Raw genomic sequence first — 24,613 nt, 5'->3', positions numbered from 1 at the left:
AGCGGACCACGCCCGGTAGGCGAGGAGTGCTCGGTTTCGCGGGTGAGGAAGGCCGCTTATAGACCACCTTAGACCGCTAGCGCCACATCGGAACCGGCACGGGGGTGACGAACCGGCACACACCGTTACGATCAGCGGACGGTCAGCCCGCGAGCCCGCGTGCGGCCTGCCTCCCCGAGAACAGGCACCCGCCCAGGAACGTGCCCTCCAAGGACCGGTACCCGTGCATCCCGCCGCCCCCGAACCCGGCCGCCTCACCGGCCGCGTACAGCCCCGGCAGCGGCGACCCGTCCGCCCGCAGCACGCGCCCGTCCAGATCCGTCTGCAAGCCGCCCAAGGTCTTCCGCGTCAGCAGGTTCAGCCGCACGCCGATGAGCGGCCCGGCCTTCGGGTCCAGCAGCCGGTGCGGGGACGCGACCCGGATGAGCTTGTCGCCCCGGTAATTCCGCGCCCCTCGCAGCGCGGTGACCTGCAAGTCCTTCGTGAACTTGTTGTCCATCTCGGCGTCACGCGCTTCGACCGCTGCCCGCACGGTGTCATAGTCCAGCAGGCCCTCGCCTGTGATCCCGTTCATCTTCGCCACCAGTTCCGGCAGCGTGGCCGCGACCGCGAAGTCCGCACCGTGCTTCTTGAACGCCTCCACCGGCCCGGGCGCGCCGGGCAGCACGCGCTTGAGCAGCAGCTTGATGTCCTTGCCCGTCAGGTCGGGGTTCTGCTCGGAGCCGGAGAGCGCGAACTCCTTCTCGAGGATCTTCTGGGTGAGCACGAACCACGTGTACTCGTGGCCGGTGGTCATGATGTGCTCCAGCGTCCCCAGGGTGTCGAACCCGGGGAACAAAGGAGCGGGCAGCCGCTTCCCAGTGGCGTCGAGCCATAGCGACGAGGGACCGGGCAGGATCCGGATCCCGTGGTGGGGCCAGATCGGATCCCAGTTCTCGATGCCCTCGGTGTAATGCCACATCCGGTCGCGGTTGACGAGGTTCGCTCCGGCCGCCTCGGCGATCCCGAGCATCCGGCCGTCCACATGCGCCGGCACCCCGGAGATGAGCCGCTTCGGCGGCATTCCCAACCGCTCGGGCCAGTTCTGCCGCACGAGATCGAAGTTCCCGCCGATCCCACCGGAGGTAACGACGACCGCCTCCGCGGAGAGCTCGAACTCGCCGAGCGACTCCCGCGTGGTCGCGACCCCGCGCGCCGACTCGTCGGGAGAAAGGAGCGTCCCGGACACTCCGGTGACGACGCCGTCGGTCAACATCAGGTCATCGACCCGGTGCCGGAACTTGAACTGCACCTTCCCGTCGATCTCGGCCTGCCGCACCCGCCGCGCGAACGGCTCCACGACCCCCGGCCCGGTGCCCCACGTGATGTGGAAGCGCGGCACCGAGTTCCCGTGCCCCTGCGCCGTATAGCCTCCGCGCTCGGCCCACCCGACCACGGGGAAGAACCGCACGCCGAGGGAGTGCAGCCACGCGCGCTTCTCCCCGGAAGCGAAATCGACATACGCCTCGGCCCATTTGCGGGGCCACTCGTCCTCGGGCCGATCGAACCCGGCCGTGCCGACCCAGTCCTGCCACGCCAGCTCGTGCGAGTCCTTGATGCCCATCCGCCGCTGCTCGGGCGAATCCACCAGGAACAGGCCGCCGAACGACCAGAACGCCTGCCCCCCGAGCGACTGCTCGCCCTCCTGGTCCAGCACCGTCACGGTCTTCCCGAGCCTGACCAACTCCGAAGCGGCGGCCAATCCGGCCAACCCCGCCCCGACAACGATGACGTCACTGTCCATCGCCCGCGCCTCCCCAGCAGATACAACGCCTACTGGCGCGTAGCGCAGATATACCAGCAGCCGAGACCCACGTCAACCAGCCGCTGTCATCCCCTGATGCGGCATACGCCAAGCGGAGGCGAGCGCCGAGGCGTGAATGTTCGTTCCGCCCCCGAAGAACTCGCAGAACTTCATGATCAGAGGATCCCAGCCGATCGGGTCCACATAGTCCGTCCCCGGAATCACCAGCCGCTCTTCGACATGCGCCCGCTCCACCCGCACCTCGAACGCCCTCGCGTTCTCCCCGAACGCATGAGCGCCCTCGACCCGGCATTCGAGCTGGACGGGGCACTCCCGCACCCGCGGCGCCCCGACCACCTCCGACGCCTGAGGCGTCAACCCTGCGGCCCCGAACTTGTCGGGCTCGTACCGATATCCCTTGGCGGCCTTCCGCTCCGGCACGGGATTCGACCCGGTCAGCGGCGCCAGCAGATCAACGGCCCCGACCAGACCCGACGGCACCAGGTTCAACACGCACTCGCCCTCCCGAAGCAGGTTCTCGCTGGTCTTCGCCCGGTTCCCCAACCCGAGCATGCACGACTGCCCCAACCACCAAGCCGACGACATCGGCGCCAGGTTCGCCGACCCGTCCTCATTCCGACTGCTGATCAGCACCACAGGAGTACCGAAGTACAGCACCTTCAAATCCAGACTCACATGCAAGACAGCCTCCACCTCGATCACTTCGAACCCCCAACTCAACTCGCCTGACGCCCCGGCGGCTGGCCAGGAAGCGACGTGGCGTTCAAGAACCCTTACGAGCATTCCGCGGATCTAGACTGGTGCCTCTGCTTATGAAGGCACTCAAGGAGGTTGCAAGATCAGATGGAGCAGCTGCAGCTCGGAGGCATCTATACCCGGGACGACCTAGAAGCAATCTTCGGTGGCCGCCGTATGCGGGGAATCGCTCGCGCATCGAGAGGCCCGTTCGTCCTCTTGTACGCGGACCCCTCGAAAGGCAGAGGGCATGGCTACCACGACAGCTTGGATGCTGAGGAGGACGAGGTTGGCACCGTTGCGTATTACAGCGGGGAAGGCCAACGGGATCAGGGCACACAGAAGCTAAGCGACGGGAACAGCGCGATCCTCAACCATCGAGAGGAAGACCGAGACCTTCTGCTGTTTTGGGCGGTCGGCAAGGTCGCGGGGCGGGATAAGAAGCGCCACCAGTATGTCGGCAAGTTTGCGATCGACCAGACAAGGCCGTACTTTCTCCGCGCTGACCAGGGCGGTGATGGTGAGCGAGACGTCTACGTCTTCCGGCTACGGCCAGTCGGAGAGATCGCGAGGCCACCGATCGACTACATGCCGGTAGCAATCGAGACTACGTATACCGAGACCCACCCCGGGCCCCTACTTGATCCGATCGACGAAGCAACTAGCAAACTGATCGAGCTTGAACAGAACTCAGCGAAGGCATTCCTGCGCAAGGCCACCGCCGAAGCTGTAGTCGAGCGACGCGAGGGCGCGCTTGTCGACCGCTTTGAAGCCTTCCTTGGCAAGCAACAACACGTCGCCAAACGGTGGTTCGTCAGTCCTCGCGGTCAACGGTCAGGCTTCCAGACTGACCTGTTCGATGTCACGGCACAGGTCTTGTATGAAGCGAAGGGCAAAGCTGATAGAAACTCGGTGAGGATGGCTATCGGGCAGCTCTTCGATTACCGCCGCTCCATCGAACCATCGCCCCTGTTGGCAATCCTGCTCCCCGAGGCGCCTAAGCCGGACCTTCGAGAGCTCATCGAGTCTGTCGGGATCTCGCTCGTCTACGAAGCGAACGGATCCTTCGTCGGCTGGCCGGTGGCACGTACCTGAGCTTGACCGCTATGGAATGCTACTGTCGGGTAACAAAGCTTCTTTGGGATGAGGCTGCTGAGGCCCGGGTGGTGGTCTGATGAACCTGTACTTTCGGCTCCTGTTGCTCTGGCTGCGGTTGCGGCGGCGCGAAGCGATGAGTCTGTGGGATACGGCTGCGACTCCGTTCCGGGTGGTGCCGACCGATCTTGATCCATTGGGGCACATGACCAACGGGCGGTACTTGACGATCATGGACGTCGGTCGGATCGATCTGATGATGCGGTCCGGGTTCTGGGCGAAGATGAAGGAGCAGGGCTGGTATCCCGTTGTGGCGGGGCAGACCATCACCTACCGGAAGTCGCTGCAGCCGTGGCAGCGGTTCGAGCTGCGGACCCGGGTGATCGGGTTCGATGAGCGATGGGGATACATCGAGCAGAACTTCTGCGTCGGCGACACCGTGTACGCCCAGGCTTTCGTGCGGACCCGGTTCCTCAAGAAGTCCGGGGGATCGGTGGAGCACGATGAACTCGAGAAGCTCGCCGGCGGATTCCCGGCCGACCTGCAGGTGCCGGAGTGGCTGCTCCAGTGGACTGCCGCGACCCGGATCAACGGAACGAAGTGAGTCGCGGCCGCCCTGAACGGCCTTTTGCGCCTGGCTAGTGCGCGGGTGGCGGCGGTGGCGACGGGTCCGGTGGCGAGGGCGGTGCCATCGGCGGCGGTGGCGGGAGTTCCCAGGCGGCGTGGCGGAGTTGGGTGACGAGGTGATCGGCAGCAGATTCGATCTCCTCGCGGCGGAGCCGATCGTCTAGGCGGTTCGAGGCGATGCGGGCCAGGATGAGGATGTTCAGCGCGGTCTCGCGGAGCAGGTGATTGAGCGGGATTCGGTCACGGGCCCCTGCGAGCGCGGTTATGGATTCGGCGAGGTTCTCGAGTTCGGGTGTGGACATCGGTTCCTCCAGTTGTTGTGCAGTTGTCGGGACGATGCGCCCGTTGCGGAAAGTGTAGAGACGACCACCGACAGTTTCGCTGTTCGAGTGATGCTCGGCGCACCTTGATCTGAGCCGGTGTTCACACGCTGAAAATCGAAAGCCTGTGGGGCGGAAGGCTTTGCCTTCCGACCCACGGGCTTCGTCGCTACGGCCGTGGCTTCCCTGCCGTCAGGCCTTTGCCAGGATCTCACCGTGGGGGATCATGAGCCAGCTTTCCGGGTTCTTGCCCCAGGTCTTCCATGCCTCCGAGATCGCTTGCAGCTCTTCCTGGGTGCCATGTCCACCTTCAACAGCCTGCTTTGCGAAGTCGGAGTGCAGTGCTCGGTCGGCCCACAAGCCTCCCCACCAAGACCTGTCCTGCTCGTTGCTGAAGGTCCAGGTGCTCGAGGTCGCCTTCACCGACTCCTCCGGGAATCCTGCTCGCAGCGCCCAGGACTTCAAACGGCGGCCCGTGTCCGGTTCGCCTCCGCCGGCCCTCGCGACCGCTTCGTAGAGGTCCAGCCAGTCGGTCAGTCCTTCGGATTCTGGGAACCATGTGAAGGCCCGGTAGTCGCTGTCGCGCGCTGCGACCACGCCGCCGGGCTTGGTTACGCGGCGCATCTCTCTCAAGGCCTGGACTGGATCGCCCACATGTTGGAGAACCTGATGGGCGTGCACCACATCGAAACTGTCGTCTGGGTACTGGAGATCGTGGACATCCGCCACTCCGAAGGTCATGTTCCCGAGCTCCCGCGACCCGGCTTCCTTCGCGGCCTGCTCGACGATCGCCGGTGCGTAGTCGACCGCCGTGACATGGCCGTCCGGTACGAGAGCGGCGAAGTCTGCCGAGATGGTGCCTGGGCCGCAGCCGATGTCGAGAATCGTGCTGTCCGGCCGCAGCTCCGGCAGCAGGTACGCGGCCGAGTTCTCCGCCGTTCGCCAAGCGTGCGAACGCAGGACCGACTCGTGGTGGCCGTGGATGTAGGTCGCAGTCTCTTTCGCCATGGGGGGACTCTACCGAGACGCGTTTACTATATGGGACCGATTTCCTGAATAATGGAATCGTGGTAGTGCCTGTCGAGAACTCGGCAGGCGACACGGGTTCGCGGTTCCAGGGCCTGCGTCTGCCAGCGCATAGCGTGTTGCCATGAGGAACCTGTCACTTGAACGCCGAGCCGAAGCTCGGGCCGCGGGTCGTGAAACGGTCCGGGTCGAGACTAGGGCGAGACTGGTGAGGGCGGTGCTCGCGTTCCTCGACGCGAACGGGGTGCGCCTCACTGAGGAGGAACGCGAGCGGTTCGCGGCGTGCACCGATGACACGCTCATCGAGTCGTGGCTGTTCAAGGCCCCGTTCGTATCGAGCGCATCGGAACTGTTCGGCGAGGAGTGATCACCAGCCGCGGCGGTTCGCGAGCCAGTCTGCCGCCGCAAGCGCCCCCCAGCGCATGTGGGCGTGGATCGCAGGGGAGACGATCCACCTGGGGGCGCCGTTCCAGCCCGCCAGCAGTGCGCCCGTGATCGCGGCGAGCATGGTGTCGAGTTCGTCGCCGGTGACGCCGTCAGCGGTCGGATGAGCCCAGAAGAGACGGTCGGCGTCGTGGCCGTCGCCGTTGGCGACGACCAGCAGGTTCACCGTGTCCACCCAGGGCGGCACAAAGCGCGGCTTGGTCCAGTCGCAGATCCAGGCCCGGCCGTCGCCGAGGAAGCAGTTGTCGGGGCGCAGATCGCCGTGGGAGACCTGGCCGGTGGCCAGGATTCGGTCGGTGCCGGTCTCGATGGCCGCGAGTTCCTCCCATCGCCCGGAGAGCTTCGGCGGCAGCGGGATCGGCGGGGTCTCGCCACTCGCGACGTTCTGAAAGAAGCTGAGGTTCGCGGCGGTCTTGGGTTTGATGCCGCACGCGAGGAGGGCCGGGGGAGGCGGGTTGAGGGCTTCCGCGGCGGTCGCCCAGGCGTCGAGGACGAGGCCGAGCGCCCCGGTGCGCATGGGGAGTGTCAGCGGTTCACCTTGAAGCGCTTCGAATCCGGTGACGGTCCAGCCGTCCATGTCGGCGTGGAAGCGGACGCCCGGGGCCGGAATCTCGGATGGCAGCGCGGCCGTGATGCGGGCTTCGTCTCGGTAGGCTTCGCGGACTTCGGGAGTGAGCGGGCCTGCGGCTTTGATGAAGAGCTCGGTACCTGACGCGGATCGGAGGCGGCCCGCGAATCCGGTGGTGAAGCCGCCGCCCGCGACCGAGACCGTCTGGGGTTCGCCGCCGAGTTCGGCGCTGATGCGGGCGCGCACGGATGCGGGCAGCGTCGCGTACGCGGGCCGGATCGCGGTGGCGGCGTAGTCGAGTCGCGCCGCCGGTCCCAGTGACGTGGGTCCGGACGAGGTCGGCGTCTGGGCGGCTGTCACGTCCAGCCTCGCCGCTGGGCGAGCCAGTCGGCGGCGGCCAGGCCGCTCCAGCGCTGGTGGGCCCTCATGTGCGGGGACACGTCCGGGAACGGCGGTTCGACGGAACGGCTGAGGTAGTAGCCGGTGATCGAGGCGAGCCCGGTGTCGAGCTCGTCGGGGGTGACGCCCGCCGCGGTGGGGTGGGCCCAGAAGAGGGCGTCGGCGTCGTGGCCGTCCCCATGGGCCGCAACGAGGAAGCACGCGGTGTCGAACCAGGTCGAGTGGACCTGGACCCAGTTCCAGTCGCAGATCCAGGCCTGGTCGGCGCCGACGATCATGTTGTCCGGGCGGAGGTCGAAGTGCATGACCGAGTCGGCGGTCAGGGCCGCTTCGATGTCCTGCTCGATCTCGGCGAGTTCGTCGATGCGGCCTTCGAAGGCGGGCGGGAGCGGGAACGGCTCGATGTCGCCCGCGGCGATGCCGGTGAATTGGCGCAGGTGGCCGTCGATGGGGGCGGCGCTGACGCCGAGGTCGAGCAGCTGCTGCGGAGCCGGGGTGAGTGCGGCGGCGGCTGCGGCCCACGCGTCAAGCATGAGGGTGAGGTCACGGGAGCTCATTGGGAGCGTCGGGGCGCGGCCGTCGACGGCTTCGAAGCCGAGGACGATCCAGTCTTCGAAGTCGGCGGCGAATTCGAGGCGCGGCGCCGGGACGCCTTGGGGGAGCGCCGGATTGACGCGGGCCTCTTGGCGGCAGGCGTGGAGGCTGAAAGACCTTTTGCTGCCTGCGGCCTTGACGAAGAGCTCGGTCCCGGACTCGGCTCGGATGCGGGCGGCGAAGGCGCCGCTGAAGCCGCCGCCGGCCATGCGGATGTCGGCGGGCTTGCCGCCGAGCTCGGCGATGATGCGCTCCTGGACGTACGCGGGGAGCGTGGGCCAGGTGTCGCGGACGGCGGTGGCGTCGTAAGGGACCGTGGGTCCGAATCGGGACATGGGTTGAGTGTGGAGGGGAGCGGCGAGGGACGCAATCGGTTTAGGCGTGCGAGCGGCCCTCGCTGCCGTGGTGGGGACGGCGGCGAGGGCCGGGTTCCATTCTAGGCGTTCGCGAGCAAAGAGGGAATCACCACCGGCAGTACATAGCAGCCGATGTCGCCGACAGCGCTGTAGGTGAGCGCCCAATCCGCCATCTCCTCGTCCCGGCACAGCACCACCAGCGCGACCATGCAGCTCAGGGCCCGCTGCGCGTCCGTCATGAACCGCAGCCACGACTCGGCCTGCGCGGGGTCGGGCTCGAGCACGGCGTCGAACAGGAGGGCGACGACCCGTTCGCCGCCTTTGGAATAGGCCGCGGCGACGCAGACGCGGAGGTGGTTCGACTGCTCGGGCAGAGTGATCGTCCTGCGGGAGACGGTGATCGCGTCGTAGTCGGGAAGGTCGGGGCCGTCGGTCCAGTTGTACAGCTCGGTCGCGAATTCGGGGCGTGTCTCCATCAACATGGCGAGGAGTTCGTTGTACTCGATCGACATTCGAGTTCCTAACTTCCGCGTGGGGTCACAAAAGGTGGGTTGTAGGAACAACGAGGACACGCTTTGCCGGTTACGGGTAGAAGGCGCGACTTGTGGTGGCCCCCTGCACATGCAGGGCTGTGGCTATTGCAAGCGGCAGGGGCGGGGGGGGGAGATACCCCCCCGGCCCCCCCCGGGTGTACCCCAGTGCGTACACGGCCACCGTGCGGGGTGGTGGTCGAGTCCCCGGGGGGGGGGGGGGGCGGCCCCCCCCCCCCCCCCCCCCCTGCCGGTGTCTCCGACTGTCCTTACAGGCCCAGCTGGTGTTCGAAGTTGCCCTCTTCGATCCGCTTCGTCACCGCTTCGAGGTAGCGGGCCGCGTCGGCGCCGTCGATGAGGCGGTGGTCGTAGCTCAGCGTCAGGTGCATGACCGAGCGCACCGCGATGACCTCGCCCAGTTCAGGGTCGTTGATCACGCGGGGGCGCTTGACGATCGCGGCGGTGCCGAGGATCGCCGACTGTCCGAGCGGGACGATCGGCGTGTCGAACAGCGCGCCCACCGAACCGGTGTTGGTGATGGTGAACGTGGCGCCGAACAGGTCGTCGGGCGCCAGGCCGCCGTCGCGGGCCTTCTTGGCGATCTCGGCGATCCGCTTGGCCAGACCCGGGATGTTCAGGTCGCCCGCGTTCTTGACGACCGGGACGATGAGGCCCTTCGGCGTGTCCACCGCGAAGCCCACGTGCTCGGCGTCCGGGTAGGTGATCGTTTTCTCCTCCATGTTCATGGAGGCGTTGACGACCGGGTACTGCTGGAGCGCCTCGATCGCGGCGATCGAGAAGAACGGCAGGAAGGAGAGCTTCACGCCGTGGCGGGCGAGGAACTCGTCCTTCTTGGCCGCCCGGAGCTTCGCCACCTTCGTGACGTCCACTTCGCGCACCGTCGTCAGCTGGGCCGTGGACTGCATCGAGTTCAGCAGCGCCTTGGCGGCGGCCTGACGCAGGCGGCTCATCTTCTCGGTGCGGCCGCGCAGCGGGCTGACCTCGGCCGGGGCCGGAGCGGCCTTGGCCGGGGCGGCAGCCGCCGGAGCGGGCTCCGGGGCCTTCTTTGCGTCGATGACGGCCTGGACGTCCTCCTTGCGGATGCGACCGCCCACACCGGAACCGGTGACCTCGGCGAGGTCCACACCGTTCTCCGAGGCGAGCTTGCGCACCAGCGGCGTCACGTAGGAGCCCGAAGGCTTCGTCGCGGCGGGAGCCGCAGGCGCGGGCGCGGTCTCGGGAGCAGCCGGGGCCGGCTTCGTCGGCGTGCTCTCGGCCTGAACGGGAGCGGGCTCCGGCTCGGGCTCGGACTTCACCGTCGGGGTCGGCTCGGCGGCCGGGGCCGGAGCGGCGGCGGCGGTCGAACCGGAGCCGACGATCGCGAGCACGGAACCGACCTCGGCGGTCTCGTCCTCGGCGACCCGGATCTCCAGCAGCGTGCCCGCGGCCGGGGACGGGATCTCCGTGTCGACCTTGTCGGTCGAGATCTCCAGCAGCGGCTCGTCCACCTCGACGGTGTCGCCCACGGCCTTGAGCCAAGACGTCACGGTGCCCTCGGTGACCGACTCGCCCAGCTCGGGGAGCAGGACCTCGGTGCCCTCGGCCGCACCGCCGGAAGCGGGGGCCGCAGCGGCGGGCGCCTCGGCGGGCTTGGTCTCCTGAGCGGCCGGAGCCTGCTCGGGCTCGGGCTCAGGCTGCGGCTCCTGGGACGGAGCCGGAGCCGCCGGGGCGTCCCCGGTCGCCTCGGAGGGGTCGCCGATGATCGCCAGCTCGCCGCCGACCTCGACATCCGTGTCCTCGGGGACCACGATCTTCAGCAGCACACCCGCGACGGGCGAAGGAACCTCGGTGTCGACCTTGTCGGTCGAGACCTCGAGCAGCGGCTCGTCGACCTCGACGGTGTCGCCTTCCTTCTTGAGCCACTGGGTGACAGTCCCCTCGGTGACCGACTCACCGAGAGCGGGCATCGTTACCGATGTCGGCATCGTTCGTTCAACTCCTGCGGTTGTGGATTAGTCGTGGGCGTGCAGCGGCTTGCCGGCCAGCAGCATCGCCGCTTCGCCGATCGCCTCGTTCTGGGTGGGGTGCATGTGGATCAGCTGGGCGACGTCGTTCGCGTAGGCCTCCCAGTTGTAGATCAGCTCCGCTTCGCCGATCTGCTCGGAGATGCGCGCGCCGACCATGTGGACGCCGACGATCGGCCCGTCCTCGACCGCCACGAGCTTGATGAAGCCCTGGGTCTTGAGGATGTTCGACTTGCCGTTGCCCGCGAGGTTGTAGTTGACCGACTTGATCTTGTCGGCCCCGTACTTCTCCTTCGCCTTGTCCTCGTTGAGGCCCATGGAGGCCACCTCGGGCTCGGTGAAGGTCACGCGCGGGATGCCGGTCTCGTCGATCGGGGCCGGGTTCAGGCCCGCGATGTGCTCGGCCACGAAGATGCCCTGCAGGAAGCCGCGGTGCGCGAGCTGGATGCCGGGGACGATGTCGCCGACGGCGTACACGTTCGGCAGGTTCGTCAGCAGGTTGTCGTCGACCAGGACGAAGCCCCGGTCCATGTTGACGCCCTGCTCCTGGTAGCCGATGCCGTCGGTGACGGGGCCGCGGCCGACGGCCACGAGCACCACATCGCCCTCGACGACGGTGCCGCCCGCGATGGTCACCTGCACGCCCGAGGCGGTCTTCTCGACCTTCTCGAAGAACTTGCCGGTGTGGAACTTGATGCCGCGCTTGCGGAACGCGCGCTCCAGCTGCTTCGACGAGTCGGCGTCCTCGGCCGCGATGAGGCGGGGGAGGCCCTCGATGATCTCGACGTCGACGCCCAGCGACTTCCAGGCGGAGGCGAACTCGACGCCGATGACGCCGCCGCCGATGACGATCGCCTTGTTCGGCAGCTCGGTGAGCTCGAGCGCGTGCTCGGAGGTGATGACCTTCTCGCCGTCGATCTCAAGCCCCGGAAGGGTCTTGGAGTACGAGCCGGTGGCGAGGACGATGTTGCGGCCGGTGACCTTCTGGCCGTTGTCGACCTCGATCGTGTTCGGGCCGACGAGCTTGCCGGTGCCCTGGATGAACTCGACCTTGTGAGCCTTGACCAGGCCCTGAAGGCCCTTGTACAGCTTGGAGACGACGTCGTCCTTGTACTTCTTCACGGCCGGCATGTCGACGCCCTTGAACTCGGCCAGGATGCCGAACTGCTCGGACTCGCGAGCGGTGTCGGCGACCTCGCCGGCGTGGAGCAGCGCCTTGGTGGGGATGCAGCCGCGGTGCAGACAGGTGCCGCCGACCTTGTCCTTCTCGATCAGGGCCACTGACAGCCCCAGCTCAGCCGCGCGGAACGCGCTGGCGTAGCCGCCGCTGCCGCCGCCCAGGATGACTACGTCGTATCCTGCGTTCGGGTCGCTCATTGCTCTCCCCACTTAACGATGCTTAGGTTCGGAGCCCATCCTTCCACCGGCGACGACTCGTGATCGGCCAGACCCTGTGGTTGGAGTGTGCAACACCATTCAACCGCTTGCTGCGAGCATTCGGAAAGTCCCCTTCGTGTGCGGCTGGACACAGGTGTCTTAGGGCATGTGTACGCTTGGAAATCACGCCTCAAGTGGTGCGGGAAGGATCGGCCGTGGGCTTGTTCGGACGGAAGAAGAAACAGGGCAAGGGAACGCTGGACCGTGCCTCTGACAGCGCTGACCAGCGGCATCTGATCGATTTCATCAAGACGCGCACCGGTGTCGAGGCCTACCTCGAGCCGAAGACCACCGTCACTGAGACGACGGTCATGCTCATCGCGCATGACGGTGAGTGGACGCGGCGCCGCGTCGACGGTCCGGCGGGCGCGTTCGCCCTGGGCCGCAAGTACAGCACCCCGGTGTACGAGGTCGCCAAGACTGGATATCCGCAGCGTAAACGGGATTACGACGCTCGTCGGAAGCTCGAGCAGCAGCGCCAGCAATAGCGATTTCGACCCTCGGCAACACAACGATTCCGCAATATTCACCGCACTGTCCCGCCACGTGGTGGTGAGGGCGGACGGAGCAAAGGGCCCGGCGCCATCGGCCGGGCCCTTCCTCGCGTCACTGCGGTTACGCGGCGAACTCTTCGAGCAGCGCCACGAGCGTGCGGACCGGGAAGCCGGTCGCGCCCTTCGCGATGTACCCGTAGCTCGAGTCCGAGTCGGCCGGGCCCGCGATGTCGAGGTGGGCCCACGGCAGCTCTTCGGGCACGAACTTCGACAGGAAGACCCCGCCCTGGACCATGTGGCCGTCCCGCTTGAGGCCGGTCGCGCATTGCGAGACGTCGGCGATCGAGGACTCCATGAGCTTCACGATGTCCTCGGGGAACGGCATCGGCCAGCCGTGCTCGCCGGTGACCTCGCCGATGCGCCGCAGCCGCTCGGTCTCGGTGTCGGTGCCCATGAGGCCCATGGTGCGCCGGCCCAGCGCGATGAGCTGCCCGCCGGTGAGCGTCGCCACGTCGTACAGCGCGTCGGGCTCGTCCTCGAGGGCGCGCGAGATCGCGTCGGCCAGCACGAGCCGCCCCTCGGCGTCGGTGTTCAGCACCTCCACGGTCTTGCCGCCGCGGATGGTGATTACATCGGAAGGGCGGAACGAGGAGCCGGAGAGCATGTTCTCGGCCAGCGCCACCGTGCACGTGACGTTGACGCTGAGGCCGAGCTTCGCGGCGGCGATCGTCGCGCCGACGACGGCCGCGGCTCCGGCCATGTCGCCCTTCATGTCCCACATGCCCGCGCCCGGCTTGATGTTGATGCCGCCGGAGTCGAACGTGATGCCCTTGCCGACGAACGCGACGTGCTTGACCGCGCCTTTGGACGATGCGCCTTCGGGCCGGTAGGTGAGGCGGACCAGGCGCGGTTCGGCGGAGGAGCCGCCGCCGACGGCGAGGACGCCGCCGTAGCCGCCCGCGGAGAGCGCTTCGGCGTTGAGGATCTCGACCTCGACGCCCGCGGCGGTGGCGGCCCGCTCGATCTCGACGGCGAAGGCGGGCGGGCGCAGCAGGTTGGCGGGGGTGTCGGCCCAGTCCTTGGCGAGGGCGACGCTCTCGGCGAGCACGGCCGCCTTGGCCGCGGCGTCCGCGCTCGCACCGTAGATCCGCACCTCGGCGGGGGCCGCGTCGCCGTTTCCGTCGGTCTTGTAGCCCGCGAACTTGTAGGCGCCCAGGGCGGCTCCGGTGGCGGTGGCCTCGGGGTCGCCTTCGAACGCGATGGCCACGGTCTCCTTGCCGAACGCGGCGCGAACGGCGGTGCCGGCGGCGCGGCGGAGCGTCTCGTCGTCGAGGTCGTCGGCGTCGCCGAGGCCGATCGCGTAGACGAGCTTCGCGGCGAGGGCGTCAGGGGCGGGGAGGCGGGTGAGCGAGGAGGACGATCCGGTGTTGCCGAGGACCGCGAGCTGCTCGGCGAGGCGTCCGCCGAAGGCGGCGTCGACGCCCGCGAGGCTCTCGGGGAGCACGGGGGCGTCCTCGCCGGAGAAGACGCCGACGACGAGCACTTCGGCGTCGGCCGCAGCGATGTCGCCCGAGGCGGAGATCAGAGCTGTCACGATCCATCCTTAGCTGTTCTTGGGACCAAATGCTCCGATCCTAGTCACTGGGACGGCCGCGATAGTCTCTGTCCCATGTCGGAGACACTGCTCACCTCGCCCCTGCACGAACGCCATCTTCTCCACGGCGCCAAGTTCGCCGAGTTCGCCGGCTGGAACATGCCGCTCCAGTACGCGAGCGGCGTGCTCGCCGAACACCAGGCGGTGCGCACCCGGGTCGGGGCCTTCGACGTCTCGCACCTGGGCAAGATCTGGGTGACGGGGCCGGGCGCGGCCGGTTTCGTGAACCGGTGCCTCGCGAACGACCTGGACCGGATCGGCGCGGGCGGCGCGCAGTACACGCTGTGCCTCGACGAGTCCGGCGGCGTGGTGGACGACCTCATCGCGTACCGCTTCTCGGACGACGAGGTGTTCCTGATCCCCAACGCCGCCAACACGGCCGAGGTGGCGCGCCGGTTGAGCGGGGCCGCTCCGGAGGGGATCGAGGTGCGCGACGTGCACCGCGGCTTCGCGGTGATCGCGGTGCAGGGCCCCGACTCGCCCGGCATCCTCGAGTACCTGGGCCTGCCGCACGACCACGGGTACATGACCTTCCGCGAGCACCTGGTGAACACGGCCGACGTGATCGTCTGCCGCTCCGGCTACACGGGCGAGACCGGCTTCGAACTGGTCGTCCCGAACGAGGCGGCCGTGGACCTGTGGGACGGCATCCTGGTCGCGGGCGCGTCCCCGTGCGGGCTCGGCGCGCGCGACACGCTGCGGCTCGAGATGGGCTACCCGCTGCACGGCCAGGACCTGAGCCGCGACATCACGCCGGTGCAGGCGCGGCTGAACTGGGCGATCGGCTGGGACAAGCCGGAGTTCTGGGGCAAGGAGGCGCTGGAGGCGGAGCGCGCCGCGGGCCCGAAGCGGAAGCTCTGGGGCCTCGAGGCTACGGGCAAGGGCGTGCCGCGCGCCCACATGGCGGTCATGGACGGCGACGAGATCGTGGGGGAGACCACATCGGGGACGCACGCGCCGAGCCTGAAGAAGGGCGTGGCGCTGGCGCTGCTCGACGCGGGGTACAAGCCCGGGGCCGAGCTTGAACTGGACGTGCGTGGCCGCCGGTTGCCAATTCGTGTTGTCAAGCCCCCCTTTACGAAGGCCACGCCGAAATAAGCCCAGCCAGACCCGGCTCTTGATTGCGGCAAGTTTCTCCGATAGCGTTTACCAAAACTCGCCGACGAAGGAGTCACATGCCTGGCACGCCGCATCGCTATGCCCTCGTGGGAACCGGCTCACGCGCCACGATGTACCGCAAGGCCATCACCGAGCGGAGTGACAAAGCCCGCCTCGTCGCCCTCGCGGACACCAACGCCAAGCGCATCGCCCGCCACATGGAGGCGATCGAGGCCGAGGGCCACCCGGCCCCCGCCGCGTACGCAGCGGCCGACTTCGACAAGCTCCTCGCCGAGACCGACCCCGACACGGTCATCGTCACGTCGGTCGACGCGACCCACCACGAGTACATCCTCGCCGCGCTCGCCGCCGACAAGGACGTCATCTGCGAGAAGCCGCTGACGACCACCGGCGAGCACGCGGCCGCGATCCTCGCCGCCGAGGCGCAGTCGAAGGGCACCGTCACCGTCACCTTCAACTACCGCTACAACCCCCTGCACGAGAAGGTCGCCGAGCTCCTGCGCGAGGGCGCGATCGGCGAGATCACCTCCGTCGGCTTCGACTGGCTCCTCGACACCCGCCACGGCGCCGACTACTTCCGCCGCTGGCACCGCGAGGCCGAGAACTCCGGCGGCCTCCTCGTCCACAAGTCCGGCCACCACTTCGACCTCGTCAACTGGTGGCTCGACGCGGCGCCCGTGCGCGCCTTCGCCAAAGGCAAGCTCGCCTTCTACGGCGAGAACGGCAAGCGCACCGGCCACGACCGCGGCTACACCCGCGTCCACGGTTCCCCCCTCGCCTCCGACGACCCGTTCGCGCTCCACATGGAGGACAGCCCCGGCCTCAAGGAGATGTACCTCGACGCCGAAGACGAGGACGGCTACATCCGCGACCAGTCCGTGTTCGCGCCCGGCGTGACCATCTACGACGACATGATGGCGCTCGTCGACTACGACTCCGGCGTCACGCTCTCCTACCGGCTCACCGCCTATTCGCCCTGGGAGGGCTACCGGGTGCACTTCAACGGCACCCAGGGCCGCCTCGAACTCCTCGTCGTCGAGAACGACCACGTCAACCCCGCCCTCAAGGGCCCCAACGGCGCCAGCCTCCACGGCACCCACGCCGCCCCCGAGGAGGGCTGGTACGAGCTGACCCTCCACCCCTTCTGGACCAAGCCCCAGAAGATCGACCTCGGCGAATACCAGCGGGCCGGTCACGGCGGCGGCGACAAGGTCATGCTCGGCGTCATCTTCGACGGCGACACCGACCCGCACGACCGCTCCGCGAACGCGCAGGACGGCGTGAACGCCCTCGCCGCGGGCCTCGCCGCGAACGCGTCCATCGAGACCGGGCTCCCGGTCGACGTCGCCGACCTCTTGAAATAGGACACCCCAGATGAGGCCCGCACCCGTCGCCCCGCCCAACCGGCTCGCTTCGCTCGCCTCTCCCCGAACCGGAGTAAACACCGATGAGTCTTAACCCCGACCGGTTGTTCCCGGCCGACGAGCGCACGCGCGCCATCGCCAGGGAACTCCACCAGCGCACCGCCGACCTGCCGCTGGTCAGCCCCCACGGGCACGTCGACCCGCGCCTGATATCGGAGAACCAGCCGTTCCCCGACCCGGCCCGCCTCTTCGTCGTCCCCGACCACTACCTGACCCGGATGCTCTACAGCCAGGGCGTGACCCCCGCCGAGATGGGCGTCGCCTCGGTCGACGGCACCCCCTCCGAAGTGGACGGACGCACGATCTGGCGCCGCTTCGCCGAGCACTACCGCCTCTTCCGCGGCACCCCCTCCAAGATGTGGCTCGACCACACCTTCGCGGAGGTCTTCGGGATCTACAAGGAGCTCGGAGCCGGCACCGCCGACGAGTTCTACGACCACCTCTCCGCGCGCCTCACCGAACCCGCCTACCGGCCCCGGGCCCTGTTCGACCGCTTCAACATCGAAGTGCTCGCCACCACCGAGTCCCCCGTGGACTCCCTCGAGCCGCACGCCGCGCTGGCCGCGACGCCCGCGTCCGGCGGCCGCCAGTGGGGCGGCAAGGGCGGGAAGGTCGTCACCACGTTCCGGCCGGACAACATGGTCGAACCCGGCTGGCCCGGCTGGAGCGAGCGCGTCGAGCGGCTGTCCGAAATCACCGGCGAGGACACGTCCACGTTCGACGGGTTCCTCGCGGCACTGCGCTCGCGCCGCCAGGACTTCATCGCCGCCGGCGCCACCTGCTCCGACCACGGCAACCTCACGGCGGCCACCGAAGACGACCCGAAGGCCGCCGCCGAGATCTACGCCAAAGCCCTCAAAGGCGAAGCCGACGAGACCGAGATCCTGCGCTTCCCGGCGCTCATGCTCACCGAGTTCGCGCGCATGAGCGTCGAAGACGGCCTGGTCATGCAGCTCCACCCGGGCTCGAACCGCAACCACAACCAGTGGCTCTACGACGGCTGGGGCCGCGACGTCGGCGGCGACATCCCGAACGCCACCGAGTACACGCGGGCGCTCAAGCCGCTCCTCGACGCGTTCGGCAACCACCCCCGCTTCCGGATCGTCCTCTACACCCTGGACGAGACCGTGTTCAGCCGCGAGCTCGCCCCGCTCGCGGGCGGCTACGCCTCGGTGTTCCTCGGCGCCCCCTGGTGGTTCCTCGACTCGCCGGAGGGCATGCGCCGCTTCAGGGAGGCCGTGCACGAGACCGCCGGGTTCTACAACACCGCCGGGTTCGTCGACGACACCCGGGCGTTCTGCTCCATCCCCGCCCGGCACGACGTGGCCCGCCGCATCGACGCCGCCTACCTGGCCCGCCTCGTCGCCGAGCACCGGATGACCGAGCACGAAGCCGCCGAGGTCGCCATCGACCTCGCCTACAACCAGCCCCGCAAGATCTATGGATTGGAAAGCCAGTGACGGAGCAAATTCACGGCTCGCAAGCCTCGCCGAGGACCAGGATCGAACGCCTCGAAGTCCACGACGTGCGGTTCCCCACCGCGACCGCCGGCGACGGCTCCGACTCGATCAACCGCGCCGACTACTCGGCCTGCTACGTCGAACTGTTCACCGACGGCGGCCCCACCGGCACCGGCTTCACCTTCACCGGCGGACGCGGGACCGAGATCGTCGCCCAGGCCGTGAAGGCCTTCGCGCACCTGGTCACCGGCAAGACCGTCGAGGAGATCTTCGCCAACCCGGTCGAGTTCTCCCGCTCGATCATCCAGGAGCCGCAGATCCGCTGGCTCGGCCCCGAGAAGGGCGCCACCCACATGGCCGTCGGCGCCATCGTCAACGCCGTCTGGGACCTGCGCGCCAAACTCGAGGGCAAGCCCATGTGGCAGCTGCTCGCCGAGATGGACTCCGCCGAACTCGCCGCCCAGATCGACTACCGGCACATCGAGGACGAGCTCACCCCCGCCGAAGCAGAAGCGATCCTCGACGAAGGCCGCATCGGCTACGAGGACCGCCTCAAAGTCCTCCAGAACGACGGCTTCCCCGCCTACACCACCTCCGTCGGCTGGCTCGGCTACGACGACGACAAGGTACGCGCCCTCACCGAGCAGGCCGTCGCCGAAGGCTGGACCGCCGCCAAGATGAAAGTGGGCTCGCCCGACGTCGCCGACGACGTGCGCCGCGCCGGCATCATCCGCGACGTCCTCGGCCCCGACCGCCTGCTCATGATGGACGCCAACCAGATCTGGTCCGTCCCCGAAGCCATCGGGAACATGAAGCACCTCGCGGCATTCGACCCCTACTGGATCGAAGAGCCCACCCACCCCGACGACATCCTCGGCCACGCCAAGATCGCCAAGGCCGTCAACCCCATCCGCGTCGCCACCGGCGAGGTCGCCGCCAACCGCGTCATCTTCAAACAGCTCCTCCAGGCCGAGGCCATCCAGGTCTGCCAGATCGACGCCTGCCGCGTCGCCGGCATCCCCGAAGTCCTCGCCACCCTCCTCATGGCCGCCAAGCACGGCGTCGACGTCTGCCCGCACTCCGGCGGCGTGGGCCTTTGCGAATACGTGCAGCACCTCGGCATGTTCGAATACCTTCGAGTGGGGAAGACCTTGGAGGGCCGCATGATCGAATACGTCGACCACCTGCACGAGCACTACACCGACCCGGTCAAGGTCGTTGACGGGCGCTACCGCCTGCCCACCCAGCCCGGCTACTCGGTCACGCTCAAGGCCGAATCCATCGCCGAGTACTCGTTCCCGAACGGGCCGGCATGGAACGCCTAGCCAACGACAACCTGAAGCGGCTCCCCGGGGACGTGCAAGTCCCCGGGGACCGCCCCCAGACCTCCGGCGTCCTCCACATCGGCGCGGGCGCCTTCCACCGCGCCCACCAGGCGGTCTACACCGACGACACCGACTGGGGCATCACCGTCGCCGCCCCGAACTCGCGCGACGTCATCGACGCCCTCGCCGCACAGGACGGCCTCTACTCCGTCGCGACCCTCGGCCCCGCAGGCGCCTCCATGCGCGTCATCGGCTCCATCGTCGACACCGTCCACATCGCCTCCGAACACCAGCGGGCCGTCGACCTCGTCGCCGCCGAGACCACCCACGTCGTCACCCTCACCGTCACCGAGAAGGCCTACCGCGACCCCGCAGGCGTCCCCGGCCTCCTCGCCGAAGGACTCGCGAAGCGCGCCGCCCAAAACGGGCCGCCCCTCACCATCCTCTGCTGCGACAACCTGCCCGACAACGGCAAAACCACCCGCGCCGCCATCGAACCCCTCCTCGACCCCACCACCCGCGCCTGGGCCGACGAGCACGTCACCTTCCCCTCCTCGATGGTCGACCGCATCGTCCCCGCCTCCACCCAGGCCACCTACGAACGCGCCCTGGGCGAACTCGGCGTCACCGACCTCGCCGCCGTCGAAGCCGAACCCTTCACCCAATGGGTCATCGAAGACGACTTCGCCGGGCCCCGCCCGCCCTGGGCCGCCACCTACACCCACGACGTCGCAGGATGGGAGCGCTTGAAACTCCGCACCCTCAACGGCGTCCACTCCACCCTCGCCTACCTCGGCGCGCTCGCCGGCATCGAGACCATCAGCGACACCCTCGCCCTCCCCGGCGCCGAGGCCTTCGCGCGCTGGCTCATCGCCGAGCAGATCGCCCCCAGCTTCACCCCGCCCGACGGGCAGGACACCGTCGAATACGGCGAAGGCGTCCTCGGCCGCTTCCGCAACCCCGGCATCCGCCACCGGTGCCTCCAGATCGCCATGGACGGCTCCCAGAAACTCCCGCAGCGCCTCTTCGCCACCATCGCCGACCTCGCCGAAGCCCGCGTCGACCTCGACCTCATCGCGCTCCCGGTCGCCGCCTGGACCCGCTTCTGCGCAGGCACGAGCGACCACGGCACCGACCTGCCACTCGACGACCCGATGAAGGGCGCCATCCGCCAGAGCCTCACCGCCGCCGGGCCCAACGCCGCCGCACGCATCGACGCTATCCTCGGGCTCCACCAAATCGTCCCCGAATCCGTCGCCGACAACCACCAGCTGCGCCGGGCCGCCGCCAAATGGCTGCGCGAACTCGACCGGCACGGCGTCGCCACCACACTGGAGCACTTGTGACCGAAACCCGCACGCCCCGCATCGCCCTCGTGGGCGCCAACGGATACGGCCTGCACCACCGCCACAACCTCGAACCCCGCCGCCGCAGCGGCGAACTCGACTTCGCGGCCCTGTGCGACACCGCCGAGATCTACGAGGACGACGCCATCCCGGTCGGCGACCTCCCCGTCTTCGACGACTACCAGGCCATGCTCGACGCCACCGACCCCGACGTCGTCATCATCGCCACCCCGCCCCCCACCCACCTGCCCATCGCCAGCGCCGCGATGCGCCACGGCGCCGACGTCTACCTCGAGAAGCCCCCCGTCGCCAACCTCGCCGAATACGCCGCGCTCTACGCGGTCATGACCGAGACCGGCCGCAACGTCCAGGTCGGCTTCCAAGCCCTCGGCTCCCACGCGTTCAACGCCCTCCGCGACGCCATCGAAGCCGGGCAGCTCGGCGAGGTCGAATCCGTCTCGGTCGCCGGCTCCTGGCAGCGCCCCGACTCCTACTACCGCCGCTCCCCTTGGGCCGGAAAGCGGGAGGCGAACGGCACCCTCATCGCCGACGGCGCCCTCGCCAACCCGTTCGCGCACGCCTCCCAGGAGGCCATCGCGCTGGCGGGGGACTGGCCGCTGGACGGCGGGATCGAGCTCGAGCGGCTGCGCACCCGCGAGAACATCGAAGTGGACGACACCGCGGTCTGGCGCGCGACGAACAAGAACGGCGTGCAGATCACGGTGGCCGTGACCCTCTGCGGCGAGCGCAAGCTCGAGGGCGACGTGTACGTGCGGGGCACGAAGGGCGAGGCCTGGTTCGAGTACCCGACCGACCGCCTGCTCCTGCCCGGCGAGTCGGAGCCGAAGCAGTACGGCCGCACGGACCTTCTCGACAATCTGCTCGCTCACCGCAACAAGGGCGTCGGCCTCATCTCGGGCCTGCGCCGCGCGAAGACCTTCACCGGTGTGCTCGAGCGCGTCCTGAACGATCCGATCCCGCGCCTCGTCGACGCCGAGCACCTCGAGCGCGTCGGCGACGACCCTGTGACGATCCTCAAGGGCGCCGACCAGGCCGTTGAGGACGCGGCGAAGCAGGGCAAGCTCTTCAGCGAGCTCGGCCTCCCCTGGGCCTAGACGCACGAGAGCGGCCCCGGTCCCCGGACCGGGGCCGCTCTCGTATCCACTTGTGGCGCAAGGAGGTCAGCGAGCCCCGGCGCCGCCGGTCACGATGGACTTCACGTTCGAGGGGGTGTCGAGCGTGAAGGCGTACGGCACGCTCGCGACGGACCCGCTCGACACCGGCGTCCCGGAGTTGACGAGGTGGTTGTTGCGCGAGACGATCCGTCCGCCGGCGGAGTCGCCCTGGCCGATCTCGGTGGGGGACTCGGTGTTCTCGATGTAGTTGCCCTCGAAGATCACCCCGGCGTTCATGGTGGTCGCGACGCCGTAGTCGCCGATGTCGTAGTAGTAGTTGTTGAAGATGTGGACGGGCTCGCCGAAGCGGACCCGCGGGTTGCGCTGCTGGGTGCTGTTGAAGAAGTTGTGGTGGTAGGTCACCCGCAGGTTCCCGATGTCCGCGGTGTGGCTGTCCGAGTGGCCCAGCAGCATGTTCTTGTCGCTGTTGTTGAACCGGTTCCACGAGACCGTGATGAAGTCGGACTCGCGCTTGATGTCGCACGAGCCGTCGTAGCCGGTCCCGAAGGTGTTGTGGTCGACCCAGATGTTCGTGGAGCCGTCCTGGATGTTGATCGCGTCGTCGGACCAGTTGTTGAAGGCCAGGTTCTGGATGATGACGTTGCGGGAGCCGCTCAGGTGGAGGCCGCCGCCGGTGATCTGGGCGCCGGAGTTGCCCACGATCGTGACGTTCGAGCCGACGTTGACCATCCCGGAGAGGTTGATGGTGCCGCTGACGCGGACCACCCTCGCCGAGCTGCCCGCGACGGCCGAGGTGAGCGCCGAGGCCGAGGTGACGGTGGTGGCCGCGGCGCTGCCCCCTCCGGTGGTGCCGCCGTTCTGGGTGGCCCAGCCGACCAGGCCGGTCTGGGTGCCGCCGCCTCCGGTGGCGACGAGGCGCCACTGCTGGTTCCATCCGCCGGACGGGTCGTACTGCGAGATCCGGGAGCCGGCCGCGGTGGACCACTCCCAGACGTCGAGCGCCTTGCCCGAGAAGCGGTTGACGAACGTCGCGTAGCCGCCGCTCTCGGTCACCTGCCACTGCTGGTTGGTGCCGCCCAGATCGGTGAACTGCGCGATGGTGGCGCCGTTGTCGGGGTTCCACTCCCACACGTCGAGCACCTGGTTGGAGTGCCGGGCCTGGATGCGGTAGTAGCCGCCGCCGGCGTCGATGAAGCGGAACTGCTGGTGCTGCCCGCCGGTGTTGCTGTACTGGACGATCTGGGCACCGGTTGCGGTGGAGGCGTTGAGGACGTCGAGGACGAGCCCGGAATGGCGGGATTCGATGAAGTACCACGTGCCGGTCTGGACCGCGTGTGCCGGGCTCGCGGTCAGGAGTCCGGCGCTCGCGGCGGCGGGCACGGCCGCGGTCAGGCCCGCGACCTTCCAGAATCGGCGCCGGGAGTACCGGCCGTTGAGGAGGTTCCCCATGAGTGAAGGTCCTTTCGGGGGAGGGGAGAGACCAATATATTGATGACTCTCGATGTGAGGATGTTAACGCTATCCCGAGAATCATGGCAAGCCGTTGCGACCAGTCCGTCCAAAATAGAAAGCAACGGGGCCGACGATGTCTCGTCGGCCCCGTCTGGTGGGTGTGGTTCGCTGATGCGCGTGTGACTACTTCGCTCCCGCGCCCTCGCCCACGATGCCCGGCACGGCGTCGGCCGCGTCGGCCGCGTACTCGTACGGCAGCGCGGTGTCGACCGAGCCCGCGGTGAGGATCTCGCCGGAGCCGTCGAGGACGTTGCCCATCTCGACGAGGCGGCCCGGTTCCGAGTCGCCCTCGCCGATGTGGGTGGGCTCGGCGACGTTCTCGAAGTAGTTGCCCTCGACGATCACGCCCGCGTCCATGGTGGTCGCGATGCCATAGCCCCCGACGCCCTTGTAGTGGTTGTTCAGGACGTGGACCTGCTCGCCGAAGCGCACCCGCGGGTTGCGCTGGTTGGTGCCGTTGAACAGGTTGTGGTGGTAGGTCACCCGGAGGTGGCCGGTGTCCTGGCTCCCGTTGTCGTCGGAGTGGCCGAGGAGCATGTTCTTGTCGTGCCCGTTGAAGACGTTCCACCCCACGGTGACGTAGTCCGAGCCGCGCTTGACGTCGAGGCAGCCGTCGTAGCCGATCCCGAAGGTGTTGTGGTGGACCCAGATGTTCGTGGATCCCTCCTGGACGTTGATCGCGTCGTCGTCCCAGTCGTCGAACACGAGGTTCGTGATGATGACGTTCGACTGCTCTGAGACGTCGAGGCCGCCTCCGGTGATCCGGGCACCGGAGTCGCCCACGATGGTGGTGTCGGACGCGACGTCGTTCATCCCCGAGATCGCGATCTCGCCCGAGAGGCGGACGATGAGCCCGCCTTCGCCGATCGCGGCCAGGAACTCGTCGGCGCCGGAGACGGCGACCTCTTCGGTGCCGCCGGTGACGCCGCCGTTCTGGCTCGCCCAGCCGAGCGGGCCGTCCTGCATCGGGGCGGCCTGTTGGGGGGAGGCTTCCTCTGCGCCGGCGTTCTGGGTGGCCCAGACGCCGAGGCCGCTCGCGGCCGCGGCTGCGCCCGCACTGGAGGCCAGGAGCACGCGCCGCTTGATTCGCGGTACTGCCGGGTTGGTGCTCACTCTTTCGTTCCTCTCGGTTGTCGGTTCGTCGCATTCTCCGCATTTGCCGAGAATGCATGGAAATGAATCGA

22 protein-coding genes are annotated in these 24,613 nt (G+C 68.3%); 10 read left to right on the top strand and 12 right to left on the bottom strand.

The window, feature by feature from the left end; translation table 11 throughout:
- Positions 1-142: 142 nt before the first annotated feature.
- Both O1R50_RS20920 and O1R50_RS20915 read right to left on the bottom strand, forming a co-directional pair.
- Positions 143-1,783 (bottom strand): FAD-binding dehydrogenase, encoded by a 1,641-nt coding sequence (locus tag O1R50_RS20920; RefSeq protein WP_333490273.1) that lies wholly within the window; start codon positions 1,781-1,783, stop codon positions 143-145.
- A gap of 72 nt (positions 1,784-1,855) precedes the next feature.
- Entirely contained in the window at positions 1,856-2,485 is a 630-nt protein-coding gene (locus O1R50_RS20915; RefSeq protein ID WP_408612773.1) for a flavin reductase family protein, read from the bottom strand.
- Positions 2,486-2,647: 162 nt separating this feature from the next.
- Between O1R50_RS20915 and O1R50_RS20910 the strand changes: the two genes are divergently transcribed.
- Positions 2,648-3,634, top strand: coding sequence for a hypothetical protein (locus O1R50_RS20910; protein WP_270112138.1), 987 nt, complete (start codon positions 2,648-2,650; stop codon positions 3,632-3,634).
- Positions 3,635-3,713: 79 nt separating this feature from the next.
- The gene (locus O1R50_RS20905; RefSeq protein WP_270112137.1) at positions 3,714-4,238 is read left to right on the top strand and encodes an acyl-CoA thioesterase; all 525 of its coding nucleotides are present in this window, start codon (positions 3,714-3,716) and stop codon (positions 4,236-4,238) included.
- Positions 4,239-4,272: 34 nt separating this feature from the next.
- Here O1R50_RS20905 and O1R50_RS20900 read toward each other — a convergent pair whose 3' ends face one another.
- Together O1R50_RS20900 and O1R50_RS20895 are read right to left on the bottom strand one after the other, a co-directional pair.
- Entirely contained in the window at positions 4,273-4,563 is a 291-nt protein-coding gene (locus O1R50_RS20900) for a hypothetical protein (protein ID WP_270112136.1), read from the bottom strand.
- A 210-nt stretch (positions 4,564-4,773) separates the two neighbouring features.
- The gene (locus tag O1R50_RS20895; protein WP_270112135.1) at positions 4,774-5,589 is read right to left on the bottom strand and encodes a class I SAM-dependent methyltransferase; all 816 of its coding nucleotides are present in this window, start codon (positions 5,587-5,589) and stop codon (positions 4,774-4,776) included.
- 226 nt (positions 5,590-5,815) lie between these two features.
- Between O1R50_RS20895 and O1R50_RS20890 the strand changes: the two genes are divergently transcribed.
- Positions 5,816-5,974, top strand: a complete 159-nt coding sequence (locus O1R50_RS20890) for a hypothetical protein (RefSeq protein WP_270112134.1) — start codon at positions 5,816-5,818, stop codon at positions 5,972-5,974.
- Here O1R50_RS20890 and O1R50_RS20885 read toward each other — a convergent pair whose 3' ends face one another.
- The 5 genes from O1R50_RS20885 to lpdA all read right to left on the bottom strand — a co-directional run bounded on the left by O1R50_RS20885 (position 5,975) and on the right by lpdA (position 11,899).
- Positions 5,975-6,979, bottom strand: coding sequence for a phosphotransferase family protein (locus O1R50_RS20885; RefSeq protein ID WP_270112133.1), 1,005 nt, complete (start codon positions 6,977-6,979; stop codon positions 5,975-5,977). It abuts the gene before it with no gap.
- Complete coding sequence (locus tag O1R50_RS20880; protein WP_270112132.1) at positions 6,976-7,947, bottom strand: phosphotransferase family protein; 972 nt, start codon at positions 7,945-7,947, stop codon at positions 6,976-6,978. The genes O1R50_RS20885 and O1R50_RS20880 overlap by 4 nt, the downstream gene beginning before the upstream one ends.
- A gap of 101 nt (positions 7,948-8,048) precedes the next feature.
- Positions 8,049-8,480: a hypothetical protein gene (locus tag O1R50_RS20875; RefSeq protein WP_270112131.1), complete on the bottom strand. Its 432-nt coding sequence runs from the start codon at positions 8,478-8,480 to the stop codon at positions 8,049-8,051.
- Between the two features lie 287 nt (positions 8,481-8,767).
- On the bottom strand, positions 8,768-10,483 hold the full coding sequence (sucB, locus tag O1R50_RS20870; protein ID WP_270112130.1) for a 2-oxoglutarate dehydrogenase, E2 component, dihydrolipoamide succinyltransferase: 1,716 nt from the start codon (positions 10,481-10,483) through the stop codon (positions 8,768-8,770).
- A 27-nt stretch (positions 10,484-10,510) separates the two neighbouring features.
- The gene (gene lpdA / locus O1R50_RS20865; RefSeq protein ID WP_270112129.1) at positions 10,511-11,899 is read right to left on the bottom strand and encodes a dihydrolipoyl dehydrogenase; all 1,389 of its coding nucleotides are present in this window, start codon (positions 11,897-11,899) and stop codon (positions 10,511-10,513) included.
- Between the two features lie 215 nt (positions 11,900-12,114).
- Between lpdA and O1R50_RS20860 the strand changes: the two genes are divergently transcribed.
- The gene (locus tag O1R50_RS20860; protein ID WP_270112128.1) at positions 12,115-12,447 is read left to right on the top strand and encodes an oxidoreductase; all 333 of its coding nucleotides are present in this window, start codon (positions 12,115-12,117) and stop codon (positions 12,445-12,447) included.
- Positions 12,448-12,574: 127 nt separating this feature from the next.
- Here O1R50_RS20860 and O1R50_RS20855 read toward each other — a convergent pair whose 3' ends face one another.
- Positions 12,575-14,047 carry a leucyl aminopeptidase gene (locus O1R50_RS20855; protein ID WP_270112127.1) on the bottom strand — a complete coding sequence of 491 codons (1,473 nt, stop codon included), beginning with the start codon at positions 14,045-14,047 and terminating at the stop codon, positions 12,575-12,577.
- 75 nt (positions 14,048-14,122) lie between these two features.
- Here O1R50_RS20855 and gcvT point away from each other — a divergent pair, with 75 nt between their 5' ends.
- The 6 genes from gcvT (at position 14,123) to O1R50_RS20825 (ending at position 21,896) form a co-directional block, all read left to right on the top strand.
- Entirely contained in the window at positions 14,123-15,205 is a 1,083-nt protein-coding gene (gene gcvT, locus O1R50_RS20850; protein WP_270112126.1) for a glycine cleavage system aminomethyltransferase GcvT, read from the top strand.
- Positions 15,206-15,282: 77 nt separating this feature from the next.
- Positions 15,283-16,590 carry a Gfo/Idh/MocA family protein gene (locus tag O1R50_RS20845; RefSeq protein ID WP_270112125.1) on the top strand — a complete coding sequence of 436 codons (1,308 nt, stop codon included), beginning with the start codon at positions 15,283-15,285 and terminating at the stop codon, positions 16,588-16,590.
- A gap of 83 nt (positions 16,591-16,673) precedes the next feature.
- Positions 16,674-18,110 carry a glucuronate isomerase gene (gene uxaC, locus O1R50_RS20840; RefSeq protein ID WP_270112124.1) on the top strand — a complete coding sequence of 479 codons (1,437 nt, stop codon included), beginning with the start codon at positions 16,674-16,676 and terminating at the stop codon, positions 18,108-18,110.
- Positions 18,107-19,435 carry an enolase C-terminal domain-like protein gene (locus O1R50_RS20835; RefSeq protein WP_270112122.1) on the top strand — a complete coding sequence of 443 codons (1,329 nt, stop codon included), beginning with the start codon at positions 18,107-18,109 and terminating at the stop codon, positions 19,433-19,435. Before uxaC ends, O1R50_RS20835 begins: the two co-directional genes overlap by 4 nt.
- Entirely contained in the window at positions 19,423-20,781 is a 1,359-nt protein-coding gene (locus tag O1R50_RS20830; protein WP_270112121.1) for a mannitol dehydrogenase family protein, read from the top strand. The genes O1R50_RS20835 and O1R50_RS20830 overlap by 13 nt, the downstream gene beginning before the upstream one ends.
- Positions 20,778-21,896, top strand: coding sequence for a Gfo/Idh/MocA family protein (locus O1R50_RS20825; protein ID WP_270112120.1), 1,119 nt, complete (start codon positions 20,778-20,780; stop codon positions 21,894-21,896). The genes O1R50_RS20830 and O1R50_RS20825 overlap by 4 nt, the downstream gene beginning before the upstream one ends.
- Before the next feature lie 66 nt (positions 21,897-21,962).
- On the opposite strand, the gene O1R50_RS20820 is transcribed toward O1R50_RS20825, so the two are convergent.
- Positions 21,963-23,366: an RICIN domain-containing protein gene (locus tag O1R50_RS20820; protein ID WP_270112119.1), complete on the bottom strand. Its 1,404-nt coding sequence runs from the start codon at positions 23,364-23,366 to the stop codon at positions 21,963-21,965.
- 186 nt (positions 23,367-23,552) lie between these two features.
- Complete coding sequence (locus O1R50_RS20815) at positions 23,553-24,542, bottom strand: pectate lyase family protein (protein ID WP_270112118.1); 990 nt, start codon at positions 24,540-24,542, stop codon at positions 23,553-23,555.
- Between the last annotated feature and the right edge of the window lie 71 nt (positions 24,543-24,613).

The sequence above is a fragment of the Glycomyces luteolus genome, assembly GCF_027622875.1.
GTDB lineage: Bacteria > Actinomycetota > Actinomycetes > Mycobacteriales > Micromonosporaceae > Glycomyces > Glycomyces luteolus.
This window is presented reverse-complemented; position numbering and strand designations above follow the sequence as displayed.

Excerpts from the sequence above, each read along its gene's own strand:
- O1R50_RS20920 (WP_333490273.1), bottom strand. The coding sequence starts at position 1,783 with ATGGACAGTGACGTCATCGTTGTCGGGGCGGGGTTGGCCGGATTGGCC.
- O1R50_RS20910 (WP_270112138.1), top strand. The coding sequence starts at position 2,648 with ATGGAGCAGCTGCAGCTCGGAGGCATCTATACCCGGGACGACCTAGAA.
- O1R50_RS20905 (WP_270112137.1), top strand. The coding sequence starts at position 3,714 with ATGAACCTGTACTTTCGGCTCCTGTTGCTCTGGCTGCGGTTGCGGCGG.
- O1R50_RS20900 (WP_270112136.1), bottom strand. The coding sequence starts at position 4,563 with ATGTCCACACCCGAACTCGAGAACCTCGCCGAATCCATAACCGCGCTC.
- O1R50_RS20895 (WP_270112135.1), bottom strand. The coding sequence starts at position 5,589 with ATGGCGAAAGAGACTGCGACCTACATCCACGGCCACCACGAGTCGGTC.
- O1R50_RS20880 (WP_270112132.1), bottom strand. The coding sequence starts at position 7,947 with ATGTCCCGATTCGGACCCACGGTCCCTTACGACGCCACCGCCGTCCGC.
- O1R50_RS20875 (WP_270112131.1), bottom strand. The coding sequence starts at position 8,480 with ATGTCGATCGAGTACAACGAACTCCTCGCCATGTTGATGGAGACACGC.
- sucB (WP_270112130.1), bottom strand. The coding sequence starts at position 10,483 with ATGCCGACATCGGTAACGATGCCCGCTCTCGGTGAGTCGGTCACCGAG.
- lpdA (WP_270112129.1), bottom strand. The coding sequence starts at position 11,899 with ATGAGCGACCCGAACGCAGGATACGACGTAGTCATCCTGGGCGGCGGC.
- gcvT (WP_270112126.1), top strand. The coding sequence starts at position 14,123 with ATGTCGGAGACACTGCTCACCTCGCCCCTGCACGAACGCCATCTTCTC.
- O1R50_RS20845 (WP_270112125.1), top strand. The coding sequence starts at position 15,283 with ATGCCTGGCACGCCGCATCGCTATGCCCTCGTGGGAACCGGCTCACGC.
- uxaC (WP_270112124.1), top strand. The coding sequence starts at position 16,674 with ATGAGTCTTAACCCCGACCGGTTGTTCCCGGCCGACGAGCGCACGCGC.
- O1R50_RS20830 (WP_270112121.1), top strand. The coding sequence starts at position 19,423 with ATGGAACGCCTAGCCAACGACAACCTGAAGCGGCTCCCCGGGGACGTG.
- O1R50_RS20820 (WP_270112119.1), bottom strand. The coding sequence starts at position 23,366 with ATGGGGAACCTCCTCAACGGCCGGTACTCCCGGCGCCGATTCTGGAAG.